The organism is Streptomyces sirii, from assembly GCF_045690365.1.
Lineage (GTDB): Bacteria > Actinomycetota > Actinomycetes > Streptomycetales > Streptomycetaceae > Streptomyces > Streptomyces sirii.
Window position 1 is genome coordinate 7,621,005 of sequence record NZ_CP147982.1, and the last position, 19,299, is coordinate 7,640,303.

A 19,299-nucleotide genomic window follows, 5' to 3' on the forward strand; every position below is an offset into this window, starting at 1 on the left:
CCGGAAGGAAGGACCCGCACCATGACCGACCCGCTCCTGCGGATCGAGGACCTGCGCGTCGAGATCGCCGGCCGCGGCCGCACCGTGCACGCCCTCGACGGTGTCGACCTCGACCTCGCGCCCGGCGAATCGCTCGGCGTCGTCGGCGAATCCGGCTGCGGCAAGACCATGACCGCGCTGTCCGTCCTCGGCCTGCTGCCGCCCGGCGGCCGGATCACCGGCGGACGGATCCTGTTCGACGGCACCGACCTCGCCGCCGCCCCCGAACAGGTCCTGCGGGACATCCGCGGCAACAGCGTCGGCATGGTCTTCCAGGACCCGATGACCTCGCTCAACCCCACCCTCACCATCGGCGCCCAGGTCGCCGAACCGCTGCTGCTGCACCGGAGGCCGAGCCGGGCCGAGGCCTGGGCGAAGGCCGAGGAGATGCTGCGGCTGGTCGGGATGCCACGCCCCGCCGAGCGGCTGAGGAGCTATCCGCACCAGCTCAGCGGCGGGATGCGGCAGCGCGTCGCGATCGCCATGGCGCTGGTCTGCGAACCCCGGCTGCTGATCGCCGACGAGCCGACCACCGCCCTCGACGTCACCACCCAGCACCAGATCCTCGAACTCGTCGACGAGCTGCGCGCCCGCCTCGGCATGGCGATGATCCTGGTCACCCACGACCTGGGAGTGATCGCCCGCCGGGTCGACCGGGTCGCGGTGATGTACGGCGGCCGAATCGCCGAACGCGCCCCGGTACGGCCGCTGTTCGCCACCCCGCGGCACCGCTACACCCAGGCCCTCCTCGCCGCGCTCCCCGAACGCGCCCTCGCCGGCGCCCGGCCCCCGGCCGGCATCCCCGGCCTGCCGCCGTCCCTGCTCACCCGCCCCACCGGCTGCCGCTTCGCCCCCCGCTGCGCGCACGCCACCGACCTGTGCCGCGCCGCCGAGCCGGAGCTCACCGACGACCTGCACGAGACCCCGCCCGCTGGCACCGCCCACGCCTTCGCCTGCTTCCACCCCGCCGCACCGGCCCCCGACACCGGCCCGGCCGCCGAGGTACCCGCCCGCCCTCCGGCCACGGCCACCCTCCGCGCGCCGTCCGCGCCCCCGGTGCGTACGGAGGAACCCCTGCTGCGGCTCGCCGACGTCAGCAAGAGCTACCCGCTGCACGGCGGCCCCTTCGGCCGCCGCAGACCGGGCACCCGGCAGGCCGCCGAGGTCAGTGCGGTGGCCGGCGTCTCGCTCACCGTCCGGCGCGGTGAGACCTTCGGCATCGTGGGGGAGTCCGGCTGCGGAAAGTCCACCCTCGGCCGGATGGCCGTCGGCCTGGAGGCGCCCAGCGGCGGCGCCGTCCACTTCGCCGGCCGCGACCTCGCCGACCTCACCAGGCGGGAGCTGCGCACGCACCGGCGCGATGTCCAGCTGATGTTCCAGGACTCCGCCACCTCCATGGACCCACGGATGCGGGTGGGCGCCGTACTGCGCGAACCGCTGGTCATCCAGCGCATCGGCGATCGGGCGGAGCAGCGGCGGCGGATCGCCGGGCTGCTGGACGACGTCGGGCTGCCCCGCGGCGCGGTGGACCGCTATCCGCACGAGTTCTCCGGCGGCCAGCGCCAGCGCCTCGGCCTGGCCCGTGCTCTCGCCCTGGCCCCCTCGCTGGTGGTCGCCGACGAGCCGGTCTCCGCGCTCGACGTCTCCGTCCAGGCGCAGATCCTCCAGCTCATGCGGGAACTCCAGCGCGAGAAGGGCCTGAGCTACCTCTTCATCTCGCACGACCTGGCGGTGGTGCGGCACCTCGCGGACTCGGTCGGCGTGATGTACCTCGGCAAGCTCGTCGAGACGGGTCCCGCGGAGCGGGTCTTCACCCGTCCGCTGCATCCGTACACGCAAGGTCTGCTGCGAGCCGGCTCGGGCGCGCTCGCCGGCGAGGCCCCTTCGGCCGCCGCGCCGCCCTCCGGCTGCCGCTTCCGTACGCGCTGCCCGATCGCGAAAGCCGTCTGCGCGACCACGGAGCCACCCCCGGCCGAACCGGATTCGGCCGGGCATCGGGTGGCCTGTCACCTTCTGTAATCGTGCGGCTGTCCCGCCGTGGTGGTTGTTCGCCGTGTCGCCTGCGGCGGGCGTTTGTGTTTCGGGTGCGGTGACAGCCCTACGGACTCCGTCCTACGGTCTGTCCCCTCCCGTGGGTGGAGGGTGAAAAGGCCGGTGGGGGCGGGCCCCATCCGTCGACCGCGCCCACACGAAGGCTGACGTCCACCCCCACCGGTCTCCTTCCCCCCACCCCCGGGAGGGGGCGGACCGCAGGACGGAGTCCGGAGGGCCGCACCCGCTGCCGAAAACGCTCCGCGCAGCGGCAACCGGCCCCGCCGCAGGCGCAACGGCGAGAAACCCCCACGGCGGGAAAGCCGACAACGTGGGAAGCCAGCCCAAGCGCAGCGGCCAGCGGCTCGCGGCGAGGCCATACACAAGCCAAACTCGGGTACGGGGACACATGTGCCACCAGCCGTCGTTTGGAGGCCCGCCGTGCAGCGGCAGCCGCATCCGCATTCGCAGCCACTGACTCGCGGTGAGCGCACGCTCGACCGCGAACCGCAGCCGACGCCGCCGGACCCGGGAGGGCCGTCGCCGAGCCCCGTTCCGGAGCCCCTTCCCGGCCCGCCGGTTCCGCCTGCGCCACCTGAACCGATTCCGCCGGAGCCGGAGCCGATCCCCCGGCCGCCCGGACCGGACCCCGTACCGGACCCCTCTCCGGCCCCCTCACCGCTCTCCTAGGAGGTGCTGATCATGGCGATCGCCACGGTCAACCCGGCCACCGGCGAGACCCTGAAGACCTTTGACGCGCTCAACGCGGGCGAGATCGAAGACCACCTGGTCAGGGCGGAACAGGCCTTCCAGGAGCACCGCGGCACGAGCTTCGCGCGCCGGGCGGAGCTGCTGCTCAAGGCCGCCGAACTGCTCGACGCGGACCAGGACGGCATCGCCCGCACCATGACCACCGAGATGGGAAAACCGCTGGTACAGGCCCGCGCGGAGGCCGCGAAGTGCGCCAAGACCATGCGGTGGTACGCCCACAACGCCGAGCAGCTGCTGGCCGACGAGGATCCCGACCCGGCCGACGTGCGCGATTCCGGCGCGGTGCGCGCGGTGGTCCGCTACCGCCCGCTGGGCACCGTCCTCGCGGTGATGCCCTGGAACTTCCCGCTCTGGCAGGTCGTACGGTTCGCCGCGCCGGCGCTGATGGCGGGCAACACCGGACTGCTCAAGCACGCCTCGAACGTCCCGCAGACCGCGCTGTACATCGAGGAGCTGTTCCGCCGCGCCGGCTACCCGGAGGGCTGTTTCCAGACCCTGCTGATCGGATCCGGCGCCGTCGAGGACGTGCTGCGCGATCCGCGGGTCGCGGCGGCGACGCTGACCGGCAGCGAGCCCGCCGGCCGCTCGGTCGCCTCGATCGCGGGTGACGAGGTCAAGAAGACCGTCCTCGAACTCGGCGGCAGCGACCCGTTCGTCGTACTGCCCTCCGCCGACCTCGACAAGGCGGTCCGCGTCGGGGTCACCGCGCGGGTGCAGAACAACGGGCAGTCGTGCATCGCGGCCAAGCGCTTCATCGTGCACGACGAGGTCTACGACGCCTTCGCCGAGCGGTTCACCGACCGCATGGCGGCCCTGACCGTCGGCGACCCGATGGACGAGAACACCGAGGTCGGGCCGCTCTCCAGCGAGCAGGGCCGCTCCGACCTGGAGGAACTGGTCGACGACGCGGTCCACCAGGGCGCGAGGGCGCTGTGCGGCGGCCGCCGGCCGCCCGAGCACCGCGCCGGATGGTTCTACGAGCCGACCGTGCTCGCCGGTATCACGCCCACCATGCGCATCCACCGCGAGGAGGCGTTCGGCCCGGTCGCCACGCTCTACCGCGTCGCCGACCTGGACGAGGCGGTGGCGCTCGCCAACGACGTGCCGTTCGGCCTGAGTTCCAACGCCTGGACCCGCGATCCCGGTGAACAGGACCGGTTGGCAAGGGACTTGCAGGCGGGCGGCGTCTTCTTCAACGGTATGACCGCCTCCCACCCGGGACTTCCCTTCGGCGGGGCCAAGCGCTCCGGCTACGGCCGGGAGCTCTCCGGGCACGGCATACGGGAGTTCTGCAATATGACCACGCTGTGGTTCGGGCCGGAGGACTGAGCCGGCCGGAGGGCTAGGGGGTGTCCGCGGGTCGGGGCGCCCCGGCGGTGCGGGTGCTACCGCGTCGCGTCCGGCTCCTCCGGCACGACGAACTCGCACCACAGCGCCTTGCCCGCGCCCCGCGGCTCCGCGCCCCAGCGGTCGGCCAGGGCCTCGACCAGCATCAGCCCGCGACCGGAGGTCGCGGTCTCGCCGGGGCTGCGGCGGCGCGGCCAGCGGCTGGAGCGGTCCTCGACCTCCAGCCGCATCCGGCGCGGGGCGCCGGGCAGCAGCTCCACGGAGACCAGGGCGCCGCTCTCGGTGTGGGTCAGGGCGTTGGCGATCAGCTCGGAGGCGGCGACCTCGACGTTGTGCAGGACGCCGCCCGCCCGCCACTGGTCCAGCGTGCGGCGCAGCGCCGAGCGGACCTCCGCGGCGCCCTGCGGGTCGGCCTGATGTACATGCAGCCGCAGCCGCGGGGTGGCGTCGGCGCCGCCGGGACCGGGCAACCGGTGCAGCAGCAGGAGGGCCATGTCGTCCTCGGAGCCGGGGGCGGCCCACAGGCGGTCCGAGATCCGGTCGGCGAGCGCCTCCAGGTCCGTGGGGCCGTCGCGGACCGCCGCGGCGAGCGCGTCGAGGCCCGCGCCGATGTCCCGGCCGGGCTGTTCGACCAGGCCGTCGGTGCACAGCAGCAGCGTCGACCCCGGCTCCAGGAACAGCTGGGTCTCGGGGAAGTGGTCGTGCCCGAAAGCGGTGGCCAGGCCCAGTGGCAGCCCGCCGCAGACCTCGGGCCAGTCGATGTGCCGGGAGCTGTCGCCGATCAGCGGTCCGAGATGGCCGGCCCGTGCCACATGCAGCGCCCCGGACTGCAGGTCGGCCTGGACGTACGTACAGGTCGCGAAGCGCTCGGTGTCCAGCTCGGAAAGGAAGCGGGAGGCCCGCACCAGCACGGTCTCCGGGGTGTGTCCCTCGCCGGCGTACGCCCGCAGCGCGATCCGCAGCTGGCCCATCACGGCGGCCGCATGCGTGTCATGGCCCTGCACATCGCCGACCACCAGGCCGATCCTCCCCTGAGGCAGCGCGATCACGTCGTACCAGTCGCCGCCCACGTCCCGGCCGACGCTCGACGGGTGGTAGCGCACGGTGACCGCGCCACCCGCGATGGCCGGCAGCCGGCGCGGCAGCATCGTCTCCTGCAGTCCGGTGGCGAACTCGCGCTCCTGGTCGAAGAGCGTGGCCCGCTGCACCGACTGCGCCACGACACCGGCCAGCGCCAGCGCCAGGTTCCTGGCCTCCTGCGACTGCACGGCCGGCTCGGTGTTGAACAGCCCCAGCGCCCCGATCACGGTGTCCTGCGCGACCAGCGGCAGGAACGCCGCGCTGCCCGTCGGCAGCAGGCCGGTGTACGGGCGCAACCGCGGATAGCGGGCGATCAGCTCGCCGCGGGTGCTCAGGAAGGCGGGCCGCCGCGAGCACGCCGCATCGGCCAGCGGGAGGGTGTCGTCCAGCCGCGAGGTCATCATCTCCTCGGGCACCTCGCCCTCCATCCCGGCGGTGGCGATGACCTTGAACCGGTCGTTCTCGACGAGCCCGAGCACCAGCCCGTCGGCGCCGAACCGCCGGGCTCCGCCGGTACCGCCGAGCACCCGTGTGACGTCCCGGACGGACAGCGCACGGGCCAGCGCGGCGGTGGTCTGCTGCACCATCACGGTCTGCCGCTGCCGGTCCTGCTGGAGCGAGCGCAGCAGCGCGGAGTCCGCCAGTTCGCCGGTCGCCTCCCGGACGATGCCGATGACCCGGTACGGCACCCCGTCCGCGTCGTGCAGGATCCGCCCCTGGGAGTGCGTCCAGCGCCGGCTTCCGTCGCGGCAGTGGACGCGGAAGTACGCGCCGTACGACGGGTGGCCGTCCTGCAGGGCCTGGGAGAGCGCCTCGTCCAGCCGTAGGCCCTCCTCCGGCGGCACCCGCGGGATCAGGGACATCGGCGCGCCGTCGTACTCGTCCGGGCGCAGATCGAAGACCTCCATGGCGCCGGTGTCCAGTGCCATGCGCCCGCGGTCCAGGTCCCAGTCGAAGGTGCCCGTCCGGTTGAGCGAGAGCCGCTCGCGCAGTCCGACGGGCTCGTGGTCCGACGCCCCGGGCACGTCCTCCTCGACCGGGTGCCAGTCCCGGCCGGAGCGGGGGTCGTAGCCCGGGCCGGACGGATCGGGGGGCAGTTCCGCGGGGGATCGGCCGGTCATGGGGTGCCGCGCCGCGGAGTCCTGGAGCTCGGGCACTGCGGGCTCACACCTTGAAGGCGGCGGCGTGTCCGGGCGTGGGCCGGCGGCGGCGCGGCGGACACCTCCCGCGCCCTCGGCCGCGGGTCGTCGTTGACCGGGGCCGATACCCACCGGAACGCGGCCATGCGAACACCTTAGGCGCGGGTCGGGGACACCGCATGTCGCGGTGCGCCGGCCGAGCGGCGTAGGCGTTCAGGCAGTGAACGCATACGGCGGAAACCGGCCGCGCCAACTCCTCGCCCGTGCAGGAGTCTTGACGTGACATGTTCAAGTCCCGAAACATGAGGCCGAGCCGTCGGCCGTGTCCACACCGGCCACAAGCAGCAGCGGGACCGTGTCCACACCGGTCCACAGGGCAGAGCTGAGGCGTGCGCGCCCGCCTGCCCTCGGCACAGGAGGGCGGACCGCACACCCGGCCACGACACCGGAACCACCGGGCCCGACCTCAACTGGGCCGGACAGCGCCTCGGTTACCGCCTCCCGTCGGCGCTCCGGCCACCTTCACCTGGTAGGAGACCCCCACAGATGACACGCGCAATCACCCGCGGGCACCGCAGAGCGCGGCTGCCACGCCGCGCCACGCTCCTCGCCGTCGTCCTCGCGGCCTGCGCCGCCACCCTCGCGCTCCCGCGGGCCGACGCCGCCGCGGCCGACCCCGACCTCGGCCCGAACGTGCAGATCTTCGACCCGTCGACGCCCAAGGGCCAGATCCAGAGCGCCGTCGACGACGTCTTCAAGGAGCAGGAGAAGAACCAGTTCGGCACGGCCCGGCATGCGCTGCTGTTCAAGCCGGGCTCGTACGACGTCGACGCCAACATCGGCTTCTACACCCAGATCGCCGGCCTCGGCCGCTCACCGGACGACACCACCATCAACGGCGCGGTGCACGCCGAGGCCGACTGGTTCGACGGCAACGCGACACAGAACTTCTGGCGGTCGGCGGAGAACCTGGCCGTCAACCCGTCCGGCGGCGCCGACCGCTGGGCGGTCTCGCAGGCCGCGCCGTACCGCCGGATGCACCTCAAGGGCGATCTGCAACTCGACGACGGCGGCTGGTCCAGCGGCGGGCTGCTGGCCGACACCAAGGTCGACGGCCAGGTCCGCTCCGGCTCCCAGCAGCAGTGGCTGTCCCGCAACACCGAATGGGGTAGCTGGAGCGGCGCCAACTGGAACATGGTCTTCGTCGGCGCGAAGAACGCCCCGGCCGGCGACTTCCCCGCCCCGCCCTACACCCGCGTCGAGAACACCCCCGTCTCCCGCGAGAAGCCGTTCCTGTACGTCGACGACGCCGGCGACTACCGGGTGTTCCTGCCGGCCCTGCGCAAGGACTCCCAGGGCACCAGCTGGTCCTCGGGCGACCCGCAGGGGGGCTCACTGCCGCTGAGCGACTTCTTCGTCGCCAAGCCCGGGGCGACCGCGGAGCAGATCAACACGGCCCTGGACGCCGGTAAGCACCTGCTGGTCACGCCCGGTGTCTACCACCTCGACCGGACGCTGCGGATCACCAGGCCGGACACCGTGGTGCTCGGCCTGGGCCTGGCCACCCTGATCCCCGACAACGGCGTCACGGCGCTGTCCGTCGCCGATGTCGACGGCGTCCGGATCGCCGGACTGCTGATCGACGCGGGCACCACCAGCTCGCCGTCCCTGATGGAGGTCGGCCCGCAGAACTCCGCGGCGAGCCACGCCGAGGATCCGACCTCGCTGCACGATGTGTTCTTCCGCGTCGGCGGCGCCGGCCCCGGCAAGGCCGACAGGAGCCTGGTCGTCAACAGCTCCCATGTCATCGGCGACCATCTGTGGATCTGGCGCGCCGACCACGGCGACGGCGTCGGCTGGAACACCAACACCGCCGCCAACGGCCTGACCGTCAACGGCGCCGACGTCACCATGTACGGCCTGTTCGTCGAGCACTACCAGCAGCACCAGACGGTCTGGAACGGCGAGCGCGGCCGGACGTACTTCTACCAGAACGAGATGCCCTACGACCCGCCGGACCAGGGCTCCTGGATGAACGGCGGCACCAAGGGCTACGCCGCCTACAAGGTCGGCGACGGCGTGAAGAACCACGAGGCGTGGGGCCTCGGCAGCTACTGCTTCTTCAACGTCAACCGTGAGGTCGCCGCCGAGCACGCCTTCGAGGTGCCGGACACCCCCGGTGTGCGCTTCCACGACATGGTGACGGTGTCGCTCGGCGGCACCGGCACGATCCACCACGTCGTCAACGGGACGGGTGGCCCCTCGGACGCCCAGCGCAACGTCGCCAACCTGGTGGGCCATCCGCAGTGAGGTGAGCGGGGCGAGCCGTCCTGGGCGCGCGCCGACCAGGACGGCTCACCTCGTCAGGCGTGCGCCCGCGCCGCCGCGACCGGGGTGGTCTGCCGCGTCCGGTGCCGCAGCGTCGCCGTCCGTGTCGCCACGTCGACGGTGTACGCGTCGATGGTCAGCCGCGCGCCGGACACCTTCAGCACCATGAACCCGTTGTCGGAGAAGTTCTGCCAGGCGGCCGGGTGCCCGAAGTGCGCCTTGCCGTCCTCCGTCTTGGCCGACGCCCCGCAGACCACCTGCCGGGTGCCGCCGGTCCGCGCCGTCGGCTCCAGGATCTGCAGGGTGTGGTCGTGGCCGGAGAGGATCAGATCGGCCCGCCCGCACACCACCTTCTCGTACATGTCCTTGAGGTGGACGCCGCTGGTGTAGTTCCCGATCTCGAACCCGTCGTACGAACCGGCGCTGCCGTGCTTGCCGTTGTTGAGGTACGGGTGGTGGCCGATGACGACCTTCCAGCGGGCCCGCGACGCCTTCAACGCACGGTCCAGCCAGCTCCGCTGCTCGCGCATGTACGGCCCGTCCCAGTGGTAGTACGGGTCGAGCTGGGCGACATAGGACGACCAGGGGATGGTGTCGATGGCGAAGAACTCCACCAGCGGGTCGGCCGCCGGCAGCGGGACGCTGTAGTAGCGGTTGGGCATGTACCAGCGCTTGGAGGTCTTGGCGTACGCGACCTCGCGGTCACCGCGCGAGGGGTCGCCGCCGCTGCCGGGTATCAGCCCCGAGCAGTCGTGGTTGCCCAGCACCATCAGCCAGGGCACGTCGATGCCGTTGTTGGGCCTTTCGAACTTGTCCTGGAACTCGGAGTCGTCGGCGGACTCGGGGCCGTTCTCGTAGATGTTGTCGCCGAGGCCGACCGCGAGCCCGATGCCCTCGGCCCGGCAGACATCCCGCGCCGCGGCCGCCACCGCGTACTGCGCCTCGTCCCCCGTGCCGGCGTCACCGGTCACGAGGACGGCGAACTCGCCCTTGCCGTTGGGGTGCTCGGGGAACGGAAAGGCCCCCGGGGTGCCCGGGCGGGTCGCGGCCGAGGCGGGGGACTGCGCCTGCGAGGGCAGCACCGCCAGCGCCGCGCCGGCCATCGCGCCGCCCAGCAGCGTCCGCCGGTTCACCCACTGCGGAACGCGCCCCGTCGTGGGCATCGGGGGCGCCCCGGCCGCCGCGTCCGAGCCGGCCCGCAGCCACTCCCGCTCGGTCATGTCCGCCTGCGGCGGGATCAGTTCATCGTCACACATGGCTGGATTTCTCTCACGGTCGCCAGGGGAGATGGTGACGAAAAGATGAAGCGCAAGTGGACGTATGGCGATCAGCGGTGGCGGGGCTACGCGTCGGTAACTACGCGTCTCCGGGCGGCATCAGGGCGTGAGAAAAGCGGACGGAGGGCTGGCGTTCCGGCCGCCGCCGGGCCGGCGTTCAGTGGTTCGCCAGGCGGCGCAGAGTGCGGCCGAGACGGCGGATGTACAGCCGCTGGAAGACCAGGACCAGGGGGCCCGCGAGACGGGTGACGGGTCGGGCCGGGCGGCTGAAGGCGGTCACGGTGAACCACACCGAGCCGTCCGCGCGCAGCTCGGCCAGGAACGCCTCCTCGCCGCACTCGGGGTGCCCGTCGCGCGTCCCGTAGGCGAAGCCGATGCGGTCCTCGTCGGCCACCGTCCACACCACGCGGCACGGAGCCCGCAGCCGCAGCGGGCCGACGCCCAACGAGACCTCGACGGCGACCCCCGGTGCGGCCTGCGGGGCATCGGCGCGGACGCCGGTGCCCGCCGCGCGGTGCATCCGGAAGGTGGTGATCGCCTCGCCCGCCGCGGCCAGCACCTCGCGCCCGCGGCCGACCGGCAGCTCCTCGTGGAGATGGTGGTAGCCGGCCGGCAGCGGGGTGCGCCGGGTGCCGCCCGCCTCGGGGTACGTCAGATCGCTCATGAGGCGCATGGTGTCACCCCGGGTACGCCGTGATCCTTTGGGACCGGCGGTACCGCCTAGGCCCGGTCCGGCTCCCCGTGGCGCCCCGCGCCCGCCGCGAAGCGCGCCGCACCCGTCATCGCCTCGGCCAGCACCGTCTGCCCGTAACGGAGTTCCGCGGCCAGTGCGGTCGCTTCGTCGTGGCCCTCCTGGTCCAGCAGGGCGGCCCGGTCGCTGCGCAGACACGCCTGCGGGAAGCGGGCGATCTCCGCCGCCAGCAACTCGGCCTCCGCGCGCGCCGTGCCGGTCGGCACCACCCGGTGGACCAGCCCGATGTCCAGCGCCTCCGCCGCCGGGACCGGGCGCCCCGTCAGGACCAGGTCCATCGCCCGGCTCGCGCCGATCAGCCGCGGCAGCCGCACCGTACCGCCGTCGATCAGCGGCACCCCCCACCGCCGGCAGAACACCCCGAGGACCGCGTCCTCCTCCGCGACCCGCAGATCGCACCACAGCGCCAGCTCCAGCCCGCCGGCCACCGCATGGCCGGCCAGCGCCGCGATCACCGGCTTGCCCAGCCGCATCCGGGTCGGCCCCATCGGGCCGTCGCCGTCCGGCGCGACGCGGTTGCCGCGCTCGGTGCCCATCGCCTTGAGGTCGGCGCCGGAGCAGAACGTCCCGCCCTCGCCCCACAGCACGGCCACCCGCGCCGTGTCGTCCTCGTCGAACTCCCGGAAGGCGTCGGCCAGTTGGCGTGCCGTCGGGCCGTCCACCGCGTTGCGGGACGCGGGCCGGGACAGCACCACCGTCGTCACCGGCCCGGCCCGCTCGATCCGTATGGACATCACGCGCCCCCGGCCGTGTCCGGCGCCGGCGGCCGGACGCGCTCCAGGATCGCGGTCAGATCGACCCCGGCCGGCAGGGTGCCGTACGCGTTGCCCCACTCCCCGTCGAGCCGGGAGGCGCAGAACGCGTCGGCGAGCGCCGGGTGGCTGTACCGCACCAGCAGCGAGGCCTGCAGCACCAGCGCCATCCGCTCCGCCAGCGACCGCGCCATCAGCTGCGCGCGCTCCGGAGAGGCCAAGCCGCCGAGCATCTTGCGGACCCCGGCCACCGCCGCGTCCAGCCGCCGATCGGCGCCCGCGGCCGTCTCCACCTCGGCGAAGAAGGCGTCGAGCGCGGCCGGTTCCTTCCCCAGCGCCCGCAGCACATCGAGCGCGGCGACGTTGCCCGAGCCCTCCCAGATCGACAGCAGGGGCGCCTCCCGATACAGCCGCGGCATGCCCGAGTCCTCGACATAGCCGTTGCCGCCCAGGCACTCCAGCGCCTCCGCCGCATGGCCGCTGCCCCGCTTGCACACCCAGTACTTGCCGGCCGCCAGCGCCAGCCGGCGCAGCGCCGACTCCCCGGCGTCCCCGGCCTGCGAGCGGTCCACCGCCGCGGCCAGCCGCATGCCCAACAGCGTCGCCGCCTCCGACTCGACCGCCAGATCCGCCAGCACCGAGCGCATCAGCGGCTGCCGGTCCAACTCCCGTCCGAACGCCCGTCGATGAGCCGTGTGGTGCAGCGCCTGCCGCAGGCCCGCCCGCATCCCGGCCGCCGACCCCAGCACGCAGTCCAGCCGGGTCATGTTCACCATCTCGACGATGGTGCGCACCCCGCGGCCCGGCTCACCGACCGGCCAGGCCATCGCCTCGTGGTACTCGATCTCGGAGGACGCGTTGGAGCGGTTGCCCAGCTTGTCCTTGAGGCGCATCAGCCGCATCCCGTTGAGCGTGCCGTCCGGCAACACCCGCGGCAGCAGGAAGCAGCTCAGCCCCTCCTCGGTCTGCGCCAGCGCCAGGAACACATCGCTCATCGGGGCGGAGGTGAACCACTTGTGGCCGGTGATGCGGTAGGTGCCGTCGCCGGCCGGCACCGCACGCGTGGTGTTGGCCCGTACGTCGGAGCCGCCCTGCTTCTCCGTCATCGACATGCCCGCGATCAGCCCCGACTTGGTCAGCGGCGCCCGCAGCCCGAAGTCGTAGGAACGGGACGCCAGCAGCGGCTCGTACTGCGCGGCCAGGTCAGGTGCGGCGCGCAGTGCGGGGACGGCGGCGTACGTCATCGAGACGGGGCAGCCGTGGCCCGGCTCGGCCTGCGACCAGACGTAGAACTTCGCGGCGCGCACCAGATGTGCCCCGGCGCGGTCGTCGGTCCACGGCGACGCGTGCAGACCGTGCTCCACCGCGACGGTCATCAGCTGATGCCAGGCCGGATGGAACTCCACCTCGTCGACGCGGTGCCCGAAGCGGTCGTGGGTGTGCAGCCGGGGCGACTGCTGCTCCGCCCAGCGGGCCTGGTCCTGCACCGCCGCCGAACCGGCCAGCGCGCCGAGCTCGGCCACCTCCGGCGCGCCCCACTCGGCGCCGTCCCGGCGCAGCGCCTCCAGTAGAGCCGGCTCGTCCGCCGTGCTGAACCCGGTCAGCGGCGGAGCCTGGTTCACGACTTCATGGGTGACGGTCATGGCATTGACGTTACAGAAATCGAACAGCCGTGGGAAGATCGTAAGGCTTCCCGCGGCCCACGCCCTAGAATTCGCTGCACATATGAACGACCCCGGCACCCACGACGACCCCGACGGCACCGCCGCGCTCGCGCTGCGGCCCCTCACCGCGCGCTCCATCGTGCTGAGCACCCTGCTCGGCCACCATCCGCCGAAGCTGCCCGCCCGCGCCCTGGTGCGGGTCGGTGAACTCTTCGGCATCGCCGAGGGCACCGTCCGGGTCGCGCTCTCGCGCATGGTGGCCGCCGGCGACCTGCGGCAGACCGACGGCTCCTACGAGCTGACCGCCCGCCTGCTGGCGCGCCAGACCCGTCAGGACGAGAGCCGCTCACCCAGGACCCGGCCCTGGCGCGGGGACTGGGAGATCGCCGTCGTCACGACCCCGGAGGGTCGGCCCGCCGCCGAGCGCACCGCACTGCGCCAGGCGATGGCGGCGCTGCGGCTGGCCGAACTCCGCGAGGGCAGCTGGCTGCGCCCCGCCAACCTCGACCGGCCCCGCCCGCCCGTCGTGACCGAGCAGTGCACCTGGCTCAGCGGCACTCCGGACGACGATCCCTTCGTGCTCGCCGCCCGCCTGTGGGACCTGGACGGCTGGGCGGCGCGGGCCGGCGCCCTGATGTCCGCCCTGGACCGCGCCGAGTCGCCCGCCGGGCGCTTCACGGTCGCGGCGGCCGCCCTGCGCCATCTCCTCGCCGATCCGCTCCTGCCGGACGCGCTGCTGCCGCGCGACTGGCCGGGCGACCGGCTCCGCGCCCGCTACGACGGCTTCGAGCGGGAGCTGAGCGACCTGCTGCGGCAGTACCTGGCCGGCTGAGCCGCGCCCGGCGCCCTGACCGGTGCTCACCGGCCGACCCCGCGGGGCCGTTGGCGCGGTGCCTCAGCCGGCCCGGCCCGTTCGGCTCACCGCGCCAGCACACACACCGGGATCGGCGCCGCGAACGGCTCCCCCGCGCTCTTGAGCGCCCCGGCCCGCCCGTCCACCGAGAACACCGTCACCGAACCGGACTTCTGGTTCGCCGCGAACAGCCAGCGCTCATCCGGCGAGAACGCGATCTGCCGGGGGAAGTCCCCGCCCACCGGCACGGTGTCCAGCAGCCGCAGCCGCGCACCGCGGGCCTCCACGGCGTAGCGGGTGAGGCTGTTGTGGCCGCGGTTGGCGAGATACGCGAAGCGGCCGTTGCGGGTGACGAGCAGCTGCGCCGGGTAACTGGTCCCCGGTCCGGTCCCGGTGGACTGCGGCGCACCGGGCGTCAGCCGCCCGCTGATGCGCTCGTAGCCGCAGACCACGACCGTGTTGTCGACCTCGTTCGCCAGATACGCGAAGTCGCCGGAGGGGTGGAAGGTCAGATGGCGGGGGCCGGCGCCGGGGCGGAGCGCCGCGTACGACACCTGGGCGAGCCGCCCGGCCGATGCGTCCAGCCGGTAGGTGTAGACGGTGTCGTTGCCGAGGTCGACGGCCAGCACATGCCGGCCGTCGGGGCTGGTGATGATCTGGTGGGCGTGCGGCCCGTCCTGACCGGGGCCGGGCGGCGGGCTGGAGTGGGTGACGAGGTCGGTGCGTTCGCCCAGGGCGCCGGTGGCCCGGTCGATCGGGTGGACGGCCACGCTGCCGGAGAGGTAGTTGGCGCTGAGCAGCCAGCGTCCGCCGGGGTGCACCGACAGATGGCAGGGCCCGGCGCCGCCGGTGGACCGGGTGCCCAGCACCCGGGGCGGGCCGCCGGGAGTCAGCGCGAGGGCGGTCACCCCGCCCCGCTCCTGCTCGTCGACGGCGTAGAGGGTGCGCCCGCTCGGAGCGAGGGCGAGATAGGAGGGATCGGCGACCCCGGCCACGACGCCGGTGGTGGTGATCCGCCCGGTCGTGGTGTCGTAGGTGGCGAGTCCGATGCCGGTGCCGCCGCCGTCCTTCGAGGTGTAGGTCCCCAGATAGAGCGGACGGGAGCGGCGCGCGGGCGGGCCTGTGACGCGTTCGGCACGGGCCGGCGCGGGGGCGGTGTCCGCCGCCGTCAGCAGCCCCACCCCGGCCGCCATGGTCAGTCCCGCCGCGGCGGTCCGCAGAAACCGCCGGCGGTCCGCCCCGGCGGTTTCTGCGGACCGCGCTCCCGTACCCGCTGCTGTCATGGCAGCAGGGTGGCCCGCCGCGTCCATCCCGGGCAAGAGCCGCAACACAGGGTGCAGCATGTGCAACGCGATGGCGGAGCCTCTCCGGCGCCGGACCCCTGAGCCGCCCCTGAGGCCGCCCTGCGCCGTGCTGGAGCCGCTCCGGCCCGGATCCCGGTCCTACGACCCTGATGAGCGCGTACATCCGCATGATGACCATGAACCCCCGCGTAGCACTCCAGTCGTACGGCACAACCCATACGCGGACTGATTCGCCGGACCCCTTGCCGCTCGTAGTTTCGTGATCAAGGCACGGAAATGATCGGGAGGCCACGGATTTATGTACGGCAAGGCATTCGCCCCGGAGTACCAGGGCGAGCTGGGCTCGGCGCTGGGCGTGAACTCCTCCTACGAGGAGGTGCTGGCGAAGGCCAGCCACGCACACGACCGGGCGGACACCGCGCTGGAGCGGGCGCGGGCCGCGCTCGCGGTCGCCGAGGCCAACCGGCGCCTCGGCCGGGTGACGGAGGCCGGCGCCGCCTGGCGGGAGAGCTACCGCAGCGCCCGCACCGCCGGTGACGCGGGCGCCATGGCCTGGGCGCTGTGGAGCGGTGGCACCCTGGCCCGCCAGTGCGGCGGCCTGCCGTTGGCCCGCCGGCTGCTGACCCACGCGGTCGCCCTGGCCGACGGCAGCGGCGACCGCCTCGCCCACGGCTACTCGCTCGCCGGCCTCGCCGAGACCGGCCGCATCCAGGGCGACTACGCCGCGGTCGCCGAGCTCCACGAGCAGCTGCTCGAACAGGGCCGGGCGCACGGCGAGGCCCGGCACATGGTCTGGGCGATGTCCGGCATAGCCCAGATGCACCGCAACACCGGCGACTACGCCAAAGCCCTGGAGCTGTTCGAGGAGTCCGCCCGAATAGCCGAGGCCGGCGAGGACGCCCGCGGCCGCGCCTGGTCGCTGCGGGGGATAGCCGATGTGCTGTCCGTGCAGGGGCAGACGGACCGCGCGCTGGACCTGCTGTCCGAGGCGGAGGGCATCTGCCGTGCGATGGACCTGGCGTCGGCGCTCGCCTACAACCACAAGATGCGCGGCAACGTCCTGTACCGCGCCGGCCGTTACGAGGCCGCACGCGACATCTACACCCTCGCGCTGCAGGAGTTCAGCGAGATGCAGGAGCCGCGCGGGGTCGCGCTCTCCCGCCTCGGGCTGGCCAAGTCCCGCGCCCGCCTCGGCCGCGACCGGGAGGCGACACTGAGCGAACTGGCCGTGTTGGAGCGGGACTTCGCCCGCATCGGGCTGCGCCACGCCCGCGACATGGTCATCGCGTTCCGTGCAGAGCTGACCGCGCGACCGGCGGCAGAAACTCCCGCTCCTCGGTGCGATGCCACCACGCTCCGGTCTCCCGCAGTTCCCGCCAGGTCGTGAAGCGGTAGCGGAAGACCCGGGCCCTGATCCTGGCCGGCGGCAGATCGGGGAAGGGATTGGTGCGCAGCAGCCGCAGTGTGTCCCGGTCGTTCTCCAGCAGCCGCGCCACGAACGGTACGAACCACGCCCGCGCGTAGGCCGGTGACAGCGCGGCGAACCACATCAGCCAGTCCAGCCGCAGATGGTACGGCGCGAACTGGCGCGGCAGCCGCCCGACATCGCCCGGCTTGCCGTGGAACTCATACGCCACCCAGGTCGTGCCGGGCCCGGTCACGGCATCCGCCGTCCCCTCCACCATGATCTCCCGGCGCACCCGGGTGATCGAGCCGAAGGCGCCGTACGAGTTGACCAGATGCAGCGACTCATAGGACGTGTTCATCATCTGTTGCCGGGACAGCAGATTGCGCGCCGGCCGGTAGCTGAGCCACAGGACCCCGGCGGTGGCCAGAAGCGCCAGGACCTCGAACCACACCGGGGGTGGGGCGAGCGGGTGGGACGGCCGAGCCCACAGCGGGGCGGCGGCCGACATCGCCAGCGCGATGGTCACCCAGTTCAGCCAGGCGAAATTGCCCGAGAGCACCAGCCACAGCTGGGTGACGACCATCGCGGCGGCGGCCCATCCGGCGATCGGCTGGGGGGTGAACAGCAGGACCGGAAGGGCGAGTTGGGCGAAATGGTTGGCGGCCACCTCCACCCGGTGCAGCGGCTTGGGCAGATGGTGGAAGAACCAGCTCAGCGGCCCCGGCATCGGCTGGGTCTCGTGGTGGTAGTAGAGGCAGGTCAGATCCCGCCAGCAGCGGTCGCCGCGCATCTTGATCAGTCCGGCCCCGAACTCGACCCGGAAGAGCACCCAGCGCAGCAGCCACATGATCAGCACCGGGGGAGCGGTCTCGGCGTTGCCGAGGAACACCGCGAGCGAGCCCGCCTCCAGCAGCAGTGATTCCCAGCCGAAGCTGTACCAGGTCTGCCCGACGTTCACGATCGACAGATACATCGCCCACAGGGCGGCCCACAGCACCATCGACGCCCACAGCGGCACGGCGTCCGCGGCCCCGGCCGCCACGGCCGCCGCCAGCACCGCGCCGGACCACGACCACAGGGCGAAGAAGCGGTCCGAGTAGTGCCAGTGGAAGACCGAGGGCGCCGCGCCGAACGGCACCCGTGCCACGTACGCGGGCACCGGCAGCATGCCGCGCGCCCCGATCAGTGCCCGGAACTGCCGCACCGCCGCGAGGAACGCGACCAGGTAGAGAACCGCCAGCGTCCGCTGGAAGACGAGCCGCCCGAGCCAGTAACCGGAATCCGAGAACCATGCCACTCGCCCATGGGTAGCACCGCGGCCGCGCGGGTGGGAACACTCCCTCCGCGCGGTCACTCTCCCGCGTACGGATCGGGGCAGATGCAGCAACGGCGGGGCCATTCGAGTGAGTGATGTGCATCACATATCCCGCCCTATTTCCCTGTCACCACAGGGGGCGGAATTCCCGCCTTCCGGCGATGTGACCATCTCGCCGGAAAACGTCGAGCGCGCCGGGTGCGGCGTCGTTACTCTGAGGGGCGACGGACGACCTTTCTGGGAGACGCCAACACCAATTGGCCCGTCGCGGGAACGCCACAAACCTTGGCCGACCTCCCGGTTTGTGAACAAGGCGCCACCGCGTCGGACCGATACCTCGATGAAGGAGTGCGTGGTGGCAATGCACAAGGCTCAACACAAGCAGCCCCGCTTGAAGCGGGGCGAGCGACCAGGTCGTATCAGGGAAGTCCGTAACCTCGAAGTCTGGGATCGCTGCGCGCCGGTGCGCCTCGCCGGTTGCGATGACGACCCCGCCGAGCCGTACATCATCCGCGGCATCGACTGATCAACGGATCACTCGGGCGTCGGCCCTGCCCCTGGGGGTGTTTCCCTCCGGGTCAGGGCCGACGCCCGAGCAGGCACAGCAGCCGGGTGAGATCGTCGGCGTCCTCCGGGGCGTCCACCGCGGGAGCGAACAGCCCGGACGCGTCGAGCCCCGAGGCGTACGGCTCCACCTCGCGCAGCGCCGCCGTCGCCAGCCGGTCTGGCAGCCGCTCCTCGGCGCCGATCGCACGGGACAGGTCCCAGGCGTGCACCACCGCGTCGGCCGTCATCTGCGAGCAGTACGCGTCGGCCGGGCTGGATCCGTAGGACAGCTGGACCGTACGACTCAGCGCGCCGCGCTCCGCCAACGCCGCCACGGCGGCCACCGCCGCGCGGTCCCACGCCGCGGCCGGATCGTCGCCCAGCACATCCCCGTCGAACTCGGAGCCCACCTCCGCGATCGTGGCGCCGTCCCGCACCAGGCGGGGCACCCACAGCTGCTCTGCGGTGAGGTGGTTCACCAGATCGCGCACCGACCACTCCGAGCACGGCGTCGGGCCGTCCCACTGGTCGTCGCGGACGGCGTGCACCCGGCTGCCGAACAGCGCGAGGGCCTCGCCATGGGTCCGCAGGATCTCGTCGTCGCTCATGGTCCCCGAGGATAGGAGCGGGCACTGACAACCGCCCCCGCGGTGACCCGAACGGCCCAGCCGGGGGCGAGGGATCTCCCGTCCCT

The 19,299-nt window shown here is 73.0% G+C and carries 14 protein-coding genes; 6 read left to right on the forward strand and 8 right to left on the reverse strand.

Annotated features, from left to right (window positions below; translation table 11 throughout):
* Positions 1–21: 21 nt before the first annotated feature.
* The gene (locus WAB15_RS33895; protein ID WP_407288578.1) at positions 22–2,058 is read left to right on the forward strand and encodes a dipeptide ABC transporter ATP-binding protein; all 2,037 of its coding nucleotides are present in this window, start codon (positions 22–24) and stop codon (positions 2,056–2,058) included.
* 714 nt (positions 2,059–2,772) lie between these two features.
* Positions 2,773–4,170, forward strand: a complete 1,398-nt coding sequence (locus tag WAB15_RS33900; protein WP_399145133.1) for an NADP-dependent succinic semialdehyde dehydrogenase — start codon at positions 2,773–2,775, stop codon at positions 4,168–4,170.
* A gap of 56 nt (positions 4,171–4,226) precedes the next feature.
* Here the strand turns inward: WAB15_RS33900 and WAB15_RS33905 are convergent, their stop codons facing one another.
* Positions 4,227–6,389: a SpoIIE family protein phosphatase gene (locus tag WAB15_RS33905; protein ID WP_407289342.1), complete on the reverse strand. Its 2,163-nt coding sequence runs from the start codon at positions 6,387–6,389 to the stop codon at positions 4,227–4,229.
* A 564-nt stretch (positions 6,390–6,953) separates the two neighbouring features.
* Between WAB15_RS33905 and WAB15_RS33910 the strand changes: the two genes are divergently transcribed.
* A complete protein-coding gene (locus tag WAB15_RS33910) occupies positions 6,954–8,717 on the forward strand; it encodes a coagulation factor 5/8 type domain-containing protein (protein WP_407288579.1) in 1,764 nt (587 codons plus the stop codon).
* A 53-nt stretch (positions 8,718–8,770) separates the two neighbouring features.
* On the opposite strand, the gene WAB15_RS33915 is transcribed toward WAB15_RS33910, so the two are convergent.
* The 4 genes from WAB15_RS33915 to WAB15_RS33930 all read right to left on the reverse strand — a co-directional run bounded on the left by WAB15_RS33915 (position 8,771) and on the right by WAB15_RS33930 (position 13,158).
* Positions 8,771–9,991 carry a metallophosphoesterase gene (locus WAB15_RS33915; protein ID WP_407288580.1) on the reverse strand — a complete coding sequence of 407 codons (1,221 nt, stop codon included), beginning with the start codon at positions 9,989–9,991 and terminating at the stop codon, positions 8,771–8,773.
* A 178-nt stretch (positions 9,992–10,169) separates the two neighbouring features.
* Positions 10,170–10,676 (reverse strand): DUF1990 family protein, encoded by a 507-nt coding sequence (locus tag WAB15_RS33920; protein ID WP_407288581.1) that lies wholly within the window; start codon positions 10,674–10,676, stop codon positions 10,170–10,172.
* Between the two features lie 56 nt (positions 10,677–10,732).
* The gene (locus tag WAB15_RS33925) at positions 10,733–11,497 is read right to left on the reverse strand and encodes a crotonase/enoyl-CoA hydratase family protein (protein ID WP_407288582.1); all 765 of its coding nucleotides are present in this window, start codon (positions 11,495–11,497) and stop codon (positions 10,733–10,735) included.
* A complete protein-coding gene (locus WAB15_RS33930) occupies positions 11,497–13,158 on the reverse strand; it encodes an acyl-CoA dehydrogenase family protein (RefSeq protein WP_407288583.1) in 1,662 nt (553 codons plus the stop codon). The genes WAB15_RS33925 and WAB15_RS33930 overlap by 1 nt, the downstream gene beginning before the upstream one ends.
* 82 nt (positions 13,159–13,240) lie before the next feature.
* Between WAB15_RS33930 and WAB15_RS33935 the strand changes: the two genes are divergently transcribed.
* The gene (locus tag WAB15_RS33935; protein ID WP_399145140.1) at positions 13,241–14,011 is read left to right on the forward strand and encodes a PaaX family transcriptional regulator C-terminal domain-containing protein; all 771 of its coding nucleotides are present in this window, start codon (positions 13,241–13,243) and stop codon (positions 14,009–14,011) included.
* 86 nt (positions 14,012–14,097) lie between these two features.
* Here WAB15_RS33935 and WAB15_RS33940 read toward each other — a convergent pair whose 3' ends face one another.
* On the reverse strand, positions 14,098–15,315 hold the full coding sequence (locus WAB15_RS33940) for a lactonase family protein (RefSeq protein WP_407288584.1): 1,218 nt from the start codon (positions 15,313–15,315) through the stop codon (positions 14,098–14,100).
* Between the two features lie 319 nt (positions 15,316–15,634).
* Here WAB15_RS33940 and WAB15_RS33945 point away from each other — a divergent pair, with 319 nt between their 5' ends.
* The gene (locus WAB15_RS33945; protein ID WP_407288585.1) at positions 15,635–16,723 is read left to right on the forward strand and encodes a tetratricopeptide repeat protein; all 1,089 of its coding nucleotides are present in this window, start codon (positions 15,635–15,637) and stop codon (positions 16,721–16,723) included.
* Here the strand turns inward: WAB15_RS33945 and WAB15_RS33950 are convergent.
* The gene (locus tag WAB15_RS33950) at positions 16,617–18,041 is read right to left on the reverse strand and encodes a lipase maturation factor family protein (RefSeq protein ID WP_407288586.1); all 1,425 of its coding nucleotides are present in this window, start codon (positions 18,039–18,041) and stop codon (positions 16,617–16,619) included. The genes WAB15_RS33945 and WAB15_RS33950 overlap by 107 nt on opposite strands.
* Before the next feature lie 373 nt (positions 18,042–18,414).
* Here WAB15_RS33950 and WAB15_RS33955 point away from each other — a divergent pair, with 373 nt between their 5' ends.
* A complete protein-coding gene (locus WAB15_RS33955; RefSeq protein ID WP_384429709.1) occupies positions 18,415–18,585 on the forward strand; it encodes a hypothetical protein in 171 nt (56 codons plus the stop codon).
* Between the two features lie 52 nt (positions 18,586–18,637).
* On the opposite strand, the gene WAB15_RS33960 is transcribed toward WAB15_RS33955, so the two are convergent.
* On the reverse strand, positions 18,638–19,213 hold the full coding sequence (locus WAB15_RS33960) for a TIGR03086 family metal-binding protein (protein ID WP_399145144.1): 576 nt from the start codon (positions 19,211–19,213) through the stop codon (positions 18,638–18,640).
* Between the last annotated feature and the right edge of the window lie 86 nt (positions 19,214–19,299).

Bases quoted from the DNA above. Each gene is read 5' to 3' on its own strand.
- WAB15_RS33895 (WP_407288578.1), top strand. From the start codon at position 22: ATGACCGACCCGCTCCTGCGGATCGAGGACCTGCGCGTCGAGATCGCC.
- WAB15_RS33900 (WP_399145133.1), top strand. From the start codon at position 2,773: ATGGCGATCGCCACGGTCAACCCGGCCACCGGCGAGACCCTGAAGACC.
- WAB15_RS33905 (WP_407289342.1), bottom strand. From the start codon at position 6,389: ATGACCGGCCGATCCCCCGCGGAACTGCCCCCCGATCCGTCCGGCCCG.
- WAB15_RS33910 (WP_407288579.1), top strand. From the start codon at position 6,954: ATGACACGCGCAATCACCCGCGGGCACCGCAGAGCGCGGCTGCCACGC.
- WAB15_RS33915 (WP_407288580.1), bottom strand. From the start codon at position 9,991: ATGTGTGACGATGAACTGATCCCGCCGCAGGCGGACATGACCGAGCGG.
- WAB15_RS33920 (WP_407288581.1), bottom strand. From the start codon at position 10,676: ATGAGCGATCTGACGTACCCCGAGGCGGGCGGCACCCGGCGCACCCCG.
- WAB15_RS33925 (WP_407288582.1), bottom strand. From the start codon at position 11,497: ATGTCCATACGGATCGAGCGGGCCGGGCCGGTGACGACGGTGGTGCTG.
- WAB15_RS33930 (WP_407288583.1), bottom strand. From the start codon at position 13,158: ATGACCGTCACCCATGAAGTCGTGAACCAGGCTCCGCCGCTGACCGGG.
- WAB15_RS33935 (WP_399145140.1), top strand. From the start codon at position 13,241: ATGAACGACCCCGGCACCCACGACGACCCCGACGGCACCGCCGCGCTC.
- WAB15_RS33940 (WP_407288584.1), bottom strand. From the start codon at position 15,315: ATGACAGCAGCGGGTACGGGAGCGCGGTCCGCAGAAACCGCCGGGGCG.
- WAB15_RS33945 (WP_407288585.1), top strand. From the start codon at position 15,635: ATGTACGGCAAGGCATTCGCCCCGGAGTACCAGGGCGAGCTGGGCTCG.
- WAB15_RS33960 (WP_399145144.1), bottom strand. From the start codon at position 19,213: ATGAGCGACGACGAGATCCTGCGGACCCATGGCGAGGCCCTCGCGCTG.